The sequence below is a fragment of the Xenorhabdus innexi genome (assembly GCF_002632485.1).
Taxonomy (GTDB): Bacteria; Pseudomonadota; Gammaproteobacteria; order Enterobacterales; family Enterobacteriaceae; genus Xenorhabdus; species Xenorhabdus innexi.
Genome location: NZ_NIBU01000106.1, coordinates 1 through 6466, shown reverse-complemented (window position 1 = coordinate 6466; position 6466 = coordinate 1). Strand labels below are relative to the sequence as shown.

Here is a 6466-nt window from a genome sequence, read left to right as displayed (position 1 = left end):
TTTTGATCCAGCACTCATTGGGCTGACTCTAATTTAAACTCGGGGCTGAAACTTTTTTTCATCATGTCACCTGTTGAATTATCGAAGTGAGAATATCACTTCTATTACGGTGACCAAAATTAGTGTGCCACTTCACGAAAGAGCTGGCAGAACAGAAAGGGCTGCTGTACGACATCTCAAAGCAGGAACTGGCACAGGCGGACGAATATCAGGAATCCATGAAGAAAACGGGGCTGATGATTGAGTCCATCAAAACCAAGATAGCCCTGAACCTCGTCCCTTCCCTGACTGCCATTGTGAAAAAATTCAATGACTGGATAGCCTCCAATAAGGAACTCATCACCAAAGGGCTGACGGGGGTTATCAAGGCCGGGGGCAAGGTGATTCAGGTGATCACCAATTCCATCCGAGCGGTGGATAAGGTGATTTCCGGCACGATTGGCTGGAAAAATGCCCTGCTGGTACTGGCGGGGGTGCTGGCAATCGTCAAGCGCGGTATGCTCATGGCGTTTATCACTAACCCGGTGACATGGGTGATTGCGGCGATTGCCGGCGTCCTGCTGTTACTGGATGACCTGATGGTCTACCTTGACGGCGGTAATTCCCTGTTCGGTGATTTCTGGGGCGCGTGCATTAAGTGGATCAAGGATGTTAAATCATGGTGGGACAGCCTCTCCGGTGAAATGAAAACCTCCATCAAGTTACTCAGCGGGATGCTGGGCGTGATGTTCAGCACCAACCTGTTTCTGGCCGTGACAAAAGGCGCAGGCGGCTTTGCCAAGGCACTGAAATGGCTGTTCACTCCGCTGACGGCGGTTACTAAACTCGCCCTGACCGCAGGGAAAGCCTTTATCTGGCTGGGACGAGCACTACTGATGAATCCCATCGGGTTAGTTATCGCATTGATTGCCGGGCTTATTTATGTGCTGTATGACCTGTACCAGTGGATCACCACAGGCGAGTCCGCTTTCGGTAATTTCTGGAAAGCGATAGCCAGAACATGGCAGGAGATTAAGCGGCTGTTCCGGGACGGCTTTCGGTATATCCTCCGGCAGTTTGGCGTGAGTGAACGGGATGCCGATCGGTTCGTGGATAACCTGAGCAATATTTTCAGTGCTATCTGGAACTGGCTGACTTACCCGTTCAGAGCCGCATTCAAACTGGCTAAAGGGTTGTATGACATTTTCACCGATGACTCCACCACATGGACGCAGAAACTCGGTAAAGTGTTTAACCTGATTTGGGACTTACTGACCACCCCGTTTAAGGAAGCGTTCAAGTTCGTACTGAGTCTGTTCGGTATCAACGAAAAGGATGTCAGCCAGTTTGTGGAGGATATTGGTAAGCGGTTTGCGGCAGTCAAGGAAATGATTAAGAAACCCTTTAAAGAGGCACTGGATTGGGTGATGGATTATTACAATAAAGTAGCGGCTAAGATTAAGGCAATAAAGGACTTTTTCACCTTTAATTCTGATGATAATCAACTTATGGGTTATGACGATGTATCCTTGTCTGATATTCAATCCAGCATTAATGCAGGCAATGGTGCGATGATTGGGCAGTCTGTCGCTAATGCAACCACCAATAATAGTAGCCAGACCTCTATCCATCAGGGTGATGTGAGTGTTACGCAACACATTACTACGCCGTCACCGGAGAAAGCCGCTCAGTATGCCAATAATGGTTTTGATAAGGCATTGAAAAAAGCAGGCTATAATACAAAAGGGATGCTAGCGAATGGAGTGGGATAATGTTTGCTTCCGGTTATAGCCCCGAAATGGTTTAATAATGCATCAATTTCATATTAAAGGAACTGTCATGAAAAAACTGTTATTACCAATCATACTGACTGCTTTTTTGGTAGGTTGCGGTGAAAAGGAGCTAACCATTGATGCATCTACCCCTGAATCATTGAAGACTTCGACTCAGGCTATTTATAAATCCCTTCAAGGTGAAGAGGCCGCCAAGTTCAAAAAAGCAACTTTAAATGTAGCAATGGCAGCAAGGGTAATAACTGACAAGGAAGACGAGAAAGTCCAAATAATCAATAAGCTGATCGGTGGCAAAACAGCCAAAGAAATCATTGCGATGGATGAGAAGAAGTAAATTAGCCCCGTGAGGGGCTTTTGGAATTAATTTCAGCAATCAACGATTATAAATACCGCAAACAAGGATAGCGGAATGAAAAAGTTATTAATGGTATGTGTGATGTTTGCTTTAATGGGATGCGGTGATAACTACAGTGAATATAACGGAGTATACACTTGTAAAGTAGGCCGATTAATAAATTATATGGCTATAGAGAAAGGAAGTGAATATTCTTTTCCGCCGGGGACAGGGAAAGCCAGGATGACTTTTAACAATGGAGTTATGATTATTAATGGAGTGAATGCAGGTGATTATGTTGGGCATCAAATGGTTTTAGCTACACCATCAGGGCGGGTGTTTAAATATGATGATGGTGAGTTTAGTGAAGAGTTTTCCCCTCGTGACGGCAGAGTAAAAATTACGATTGGTAACCCATCTAATGAGACCGTAATGCACCTACTAACCCATTGCAAAAAAGAGCAAGAGTAATTTTATTGTAAACCATAGTTAGAGTAATAGCTCCATAGAGGGGCTTTTTTACCGTCTATTTTTCTGTAATACTGCTGTCCCTAAAATTTATTACATAAAAATTAACGGAGAAAAAATGAAAAATAAGAAGCTAATCATTATTGGGATGGTTGTTGTATTTGTGATTGTTTTCTTTAAACTGCTGTCAGATAATTTAGCTGCAATGTAGTCATAAAGCTCCATCATGGAGCTTTTTATAAATGATAGCGGGTGGAATGTTATTTTAGAGTGTGCTAGTTTATTGCCCTATCAGATGTATAAATATAGTATCGCTCTTTAAAATACAGTGATTGCCCTGAATACGTGTTAGGGCATCCTCTTATTATCCTTGGAACGCTCTAGGCATTCTTGGAGCAAGCAATCCTCTTTCGTTGGATTGAATAAACTGACTCAAGTTATTATATGGCAAGCCCCTTACAATGAATGCTCCGCCCGTGTGGAGAGTCCTTGCCCTTTAACATTGAAGTACTGAAAAAGCACAAATACTCCAGCGTAAATACGCTTATTATATTTTCATAATTAAATTATTTATTCGCATTATAATTTAATTATCTCAGCATCAACGCTAATTTTTACTCATCCCAAAATATAAATCTACGAAATTAACCTATGCAATTTTTTTGCATCGGGCGTTTTCGCATGGATTTTTTAAACCAAATAAAAAAGCCAGTATTTTCGCGCTACTGGCTTTTAGTGATCCCCTAACAGGAGAAAACAAATATGTTTGATAGGAATGTAGCAAATCAATCAACAATTGTCACTAAGATGTCAAGCCGTGAAATTGCGGAACTGACAGGGAAGAACCATCCACATGTATGCCGCGATATTCGCACTATGCTATCAGCCTTATATGGTGGTGATGAATCCGATTACATCCGTAAACCAGATTTGGTTTACCTTACAAATCAAGGTGTTGATTGCGTTCAATACGATCAGTCTAATGCTAACGCATGGGAGTACCGTCTCAACCGTCGACACACTGAAATTCTAATTTCCGGCTATGACGTTCAGCGCCGGGCAGCAATTATTGACCGCTGGTTTGCTTTGGAGTCCGGCACTGCGAAGCCTCAATTATCCGAAATGGAGATGATTGCTGCTATTGCCAGTAATGCAGCTCGTAATGAAAAACGAATTTCTGTTGTTGAGCAGAAAATGGAACACATGGAGCAAGGCACTATCCCTGTTGGCTACCAAGGCTACAGCTATCTGAGAGCTACTTACGGGCTGAGTGATGCCAAAAGCAGGCAGTTAGTTATGGCATGGTCAGTGCCTCACAAAAAAGTCCCTCATGTCGCACCGGGTGGACAAGTTACTCAAATGGCAGTGGTGCATGAAGAGCTATTCGAAAAGGCACTACGCCAGATGATGAAAGAAGCAGAGGCTCGTGGCTCATGGTGGCATCACCCCAAACTGGGTAGATTTTCAGCAGCAGATTTGAAAGTGGCAGAGTAAGAATTGAACGCCTCGAACAACAACCTGATCAAATACTGATCTTTTTAGCGGGATTCACCAAATTATCAGTGATGAACGGCATTAACAATATGAAATTACATCATATATGCGTGTAATTAGTTGAATGTTCGAGGTGCTTCTCAGTTTGCAACCGTTTGCCTTTACATAAAGTTACAATTAATAGATAAAATAATTACATTAAAAACGGTGAAGCCCCTGATTATTGCGAGTAATCAAGGGCTTCAAAATTGCCTAATACCGAGCAAAGGGATATAGACGTGTCAATTATACCAGCTAATCAATCAAACACTATTAACGTCCCGTTTCATGGCGCAGTTTTGTATGTCATTAACCACAACGGAGAACCGTATGTCCCTATGAAACCTATTGTTAACGGCATAGCAATGAATTGGGCGGGGCAGCATAAGAAACTGAAGCAGAGATTCAAATCAGGCATAGATCAAATTCCCATGATTAGCGCAGATGGCAAGGTTCGGAATATGACTTGTCTTGCTCTTTGCAAATTAGCTGATTGGTTAACAACAATCGCCCCTGACAAGGTGAAACCAGAAATCAAAGAGCAGGTAACGCTCTATCAGGCAGAGTGTCACGATGTACTGCATGAGCACTGGATAACCGGAGTTGTAAAAAAGAAAGGATACGTAAAACCTCCCGATTTTAGATACACGGTTAAATTGGAAATCTACGATAACCACTCCAAACGGGCTGATACGTTTACTCACAAAATGGCGACACCAGAAGGAATTATTCAAGGCGTTGCTAAATTATACGGCTATTACATTGATAAGATGATGTTAATGCCGGAAAGTGCGCTATAACCCCAAGCCACGGACGGCTTAATTATCCACAAACTCATTGCATCACAGGTGAAATAACATACAATGCAATACAAACGTCATTACATAAGGTGATGCTATGAGCACAATTCAGATTAGGGTAGACGAAGAACTTAAAAAAAGTGCGTATCAGGCATTTGAAAAAATGAACCTGTCTCCCTCCGAAGCCATGCGGCTCTTTCTGCGCTATGTCGCAGAAAACGAGAAGCTGCCGTTTACAGAAGTCTCCGTGATAGTCTCAGAGCAGGATGAGGATGGAGATATTCTTGATATCGTGCGGGATCGCTTACGAAATCCCGCGAAACGCATCCGGGTCAATCTCGATGAAATTTAACATTGAGTTTGATGAGCGCGCGTTAAAGGAATGGCAGAAGCTGGACAGCACTATCCGTGAACAGTTTAAAAAGAAACTGCGGAAGCTACAGGATAACCCTTATATCGAATCAGCCAGATTACACGGCGATTTAGAGGGCTGCTTCAAAATAAAACTGCGCTCTTCGGGGTATCGCCTTGTCTATCAGGTGATAGATGATGAAATTGTTATATGGGTCATCGCCGTCGGTAAAAGAGAAGACGCGAAAGCCTACCAGATAGCCAGTGAGCGCATTACGCGATAACCCATACATTCCAACCCGCTTCGTGCGGGTTTTTTATTTCTACTCGCACCAAACTTCAAATATACACCTCACTGAATTACGCACTCGACTAACAAGCAGACTTTATAATATGCCACCTTATTTTAGTGCGTATTTCTTCTGTCACAGGTTATTCAATAGAGATTAAAGCCTGACCCCAGTAATATTAACGGGCTAGTTAGCAGTAGGCTGAAATAACCTTTAACAAATAATAAAGTGAGGTGTTTATGTCTGACGTTAATAAGCTGGATAAAGTATCAGAAATAAATAATATGCTGACCATTGATATTACTTTAGGAATGGCTCGTTGGTGGTCAGATACTGTTCACTGGGTGCATTTCTGGGGATATCAAGGTCATGGAGAGAGCGATGGAGGAGCTACATCTTGCGGGTCTTTAGTTGTTATCGAAAATAATACACCTATTGATGTGGCAAGAACGAACCAGTTTAGATGGTGGGAATTTTCACCTCAAATGGATAATACCCATTCAATTTCGTGGGATACATATTCTTACGATGGTTTCTTCCAAAAGACATCTGATTTATTTTCTAATAAAGTTATGTATGTAACAGTCGATGGAATAACCTATAATCTAGGAAAAAATACAAGCATATCAGGTAGTTCAGCAAAAAATGGCGTTATTGCTGATTATATAAGCCCTGATGCACCTAAATTAGGAAATATATTGAAACAAATCGGTGTAACTAAGCGCTTCTACTTCAATTGGCGTGATGAATAATTTATCCCAATCTACACACCCTAAATTCAAGGCTGCGCATTGCGTGGCCTTTTTCACATCTATGATTTTTTTATATCCAACCTCCTCGCTTCGGCGGATTTTCTTTTCATAGGTACGCTATGGACTTTCTCAGCGGTTTTAATACCACAACAGCTTCAGTGATAAC

General features: G+C 42.2%; 8 protein-coding genes. All 8 read left to right on the top strand.

Annotated elements, in window-relative coordinates; translation table 11 throughout:
* Nucleotides 1-122 precede the first annotated feature (122 nt).
* The 8 genes from Xinn_RS19630 to Xinn_RS19595 all read left to right on the top strand — a co-directional run bounded on the left by Xinn_RS19630 (nt 123) and on the right by Xinn_RS19595 (nt 6300).
* Nucleotides 123-1751 carry a hypothetical protein gene (locus Xinn_RS19630; protein WP_099137770.1) on the top strand — a complete coding sequence of 543 codons (1629 nt, stop codon included), beginning with the start codon at nt 123-125 and terminating at the stop codon, nt 1749-1751.
* 67 nt (nt 1752-1818) lie between these two features.
* Nucleotides 1819-2106 (top strand): DUF6694 family lipoprotein, encoded by a 288-nt coding sequence (locus Xinn_RS19625; RefSeq protein WP_099137769.1) that lies wholly within the window; start codon nt 1819-1821, stop codon nt 2104-2106.
* Nucleotides 2107-2181: 75 nt separating this feature from the next.
* Nucleotides 2182-2577: a hypothetical protein gene (locus tag Xinn_RS19620; protein ID WP_086956366.1), complete on the top strand. Its 396-nt coding sequence runs from the start codon at nt 2182-2184 to the stop codon at nt 2575-2577.
* 759 nt (nt 2578-3336) lie between these two features.
* Nucleotides 3337-4068 carry a Rha family transcriptional regulator gene (locus Xinn_RS19615; protein WP_086956367.1) on the top strand — a complete coding sequence of 244 codons (732 nt, stop codon included), beginning with the start codon at nt 3337-3339 and terminating at the stop codon, nt 4066-4068.
* 278 nt (nt 4069-4346) lie between these two features.
* A complete protein-coding gene (locus Xinn_RS19610; protein WP_244590272.1) occupies nt 4347-4907 on the top strand; it encodes a phage antirepressor N-terminal domain-containing protein in 561 nt (186 codons plus the stop codon).
* Nucleotides 4908-5004: 97 nt separating this feature from the next.
* Nucleotides 5005-5259 carry a type II toxin-antitoxin system RelB/DinJ family antitoxin gene (locus Xinn_RS19605; protein WP_086956368.1) on the top strand — a complete coding sequence of 85 codons (255 nt, stop codon included), beginning with the start codon at nt 5005-5007 and terminating at the stop codon, nt 5257-5259.
* Complete coding sequence (locus Xinn_RS19600; protein WP_086956369.1) at nt 5249-5542, top strand: type II toxin-antitoxin system RelE family toxin; 294 nt, start codon at nt 5249-5251, stop codon at nt 5540-5542. Before Xinn_RS19605 ends, Xinn_RS19600 begins: the two co-directional genes overlap by 11 nt.
* A gap of 245 nt (nt 5543-5787) precedes the next feature.
* Entirely contained in the window at nt 5788-6300 is a 513-nt protein-coding gene (locus Xinn_RS19595; RefSeq protein ID WP_086956370.1) for a DUF7823 domain-containing protein, read from the top strand.
* Nucleotides 6301-6466: the final 166 nt, after the last annotated feature.

Coding starts and splice junctions, on each gene's coding strand:
- Xinn_RS19625 (WP_099137769.1), top strand. CDS start 1,819: ATGAAAAAACTGTTATTACCAATCATACTGACTGCTTTTTTGGTAGGT.
- Xinn_RS19620 (WP_086956366.1), top strand. CDS start 2,182: ATGAAAAAGTTATTAATGGTATGTGTGATGTTTGCTTTAATGGGATGC.
- Xinn_RS19615 (WP_086956367.1), top strand. CDS start 3,337: ATGTTTGATAGGAATGTAGCAAATCAATCAACAATTGTCACTAAGATG.
- Xinn_RS19605 (WP_086956368.1), top strand. CDS start 5,005: ATGAGCACAATTCAGATTAGGGTAGACGAAGAACTTAAAAAAAGTGCG.
- Xinn_RS19600 (WP_086956369.1), top strand. CDS start 5,249: ATGAAATTTAACATTGAGTTTGATGAGCGCGCGTTAAAGGAATGGCAG.
- Xinn_RS19595 (WP_086956370.1), top strand. CDS start 5,788: ATGTCTGACGTTAATAAGCTGGATAAAGTATCAGAAATAAATAATATG.